The sequence below is a fragment of the Cupriavidus sp. 01L46 genome (assembly GCF_056399905.1).
On record NZ_JBFTSF010000611.1, the window covers coordinates 1 to 1,207 of the forward strand.

The 1,207-nt window shown below is 55.2% G+C and carries 1 protein-coding gene; it reads left to right on the forward strand.

The genetic code is table 11. The features are described from left to right. The first annotated feature begins 247 nt into the window (after positions 1–247). Positions 248–1,204: a LysR family transcriptional regulator gene (locus AC1DS3_RS38835; RefSeq protein ID WP_477129387.1), complete on the forward strand. Its 957-nt coding sequence runs from the start codon at positions 248–250 to the stop codon at positions 1,202–1,204. The last annotated feature ends 3 nt before the right edge of the window (positions 1,205–1,207 follow it).

Below are 1,207 nucleotides of genomic sequence, written 5' to 3' on the forward strand. Positions count from 1 at the left end.
GGCACTGTCTCGTTCGCCGTGGCAATAAAACTAGCCATCGTCAACGCCAGCAACCCTGACATGGGAAGCCGGCCTGCCGGTGCCACACACTCGATCCTCTCCACTACCGTACCGCTACTCTCGTCCATCATGCCGTCCACCTCTCGCTGTCGCCTTTCAGTCAGGGTTGCAAGGACGCAGTTTGGCTGGTACACATAGATTTGATAATTGGGGCAGATTTTGAATCAAATTCAAATCTAAATGAAAGATGGCGACCGATCGACTAGGTGATATGCGTTTGTTCGTAGAGGCGGCGGCACTTGGCAGCCTGTCTGCCGCGGGCCGCAAGCTGGGCTTTTCGCCAGCCGCTGCGAGTGCTCGGCTGACCAAACTGGAAGCTGCGCTTCGCACGAAGTTGCTCGATCGCAGTACAAGGCAATTGCGTTTGACCGAAGAGGGCCGGCTATATCATCGACATTGCTGCATCGCCCTGAGAGCCATTGAGGACGCCGAAGACGCGCTCCATGTGAGCCAGAATGCGGTGCGCGGAAAAGTTCGTATTTCGGCATCAGCCGATTTTGGTCGTCATCAGCTTAATCAATGGCTGGAAGACTTCATCCGTGCGCAGCCAGAATTGAAAGTCGCCCTGACGTTGACCGACTCGCCCTCGGATCTGCTGCACGATGACGTAGACTTCGCGGTTCGTTTTGGAAAGCCGGATAACGATTCGCTCATTGCACGTCGGCTCGCGCCAAACTGGCGGGTGTTATGCGCGTCTCCTGAATACCTGGCTAAACACGGTACGCCACGTACTCCGGCAGACTTGGTTACACATCAGTTCGTCATCCTAGTCACGGCTGCCGGCCCACTGAACGAATTTCATTTTGCGTCAGCGGGAAGGCACTGGACTCACACGGTAGCGATGGAAAATGCGTGGGAAACCAATGACGGTGCGTTGGCCCGTGCATGGGCACTGGCAGGATATGGCATTGCCCGCAAGACGATCTGGGATGCGGCTGAGGATATTCGTGCTGGCACACTCAAGGCCCTGTTACCAGATTTGATCGAAAGCGAGCCAGGAATCTATGCTGTATTCCACCAGAATCRGTACATGACTCCCCGCGTGCGGGCGTTACTGGATTTTCTGATAGACCGATTTCAGCACGCATCCGACGATATTCTGGCCGATCTCCCTTCACCATTGACATCCGCAAAGACAGGTTGATGC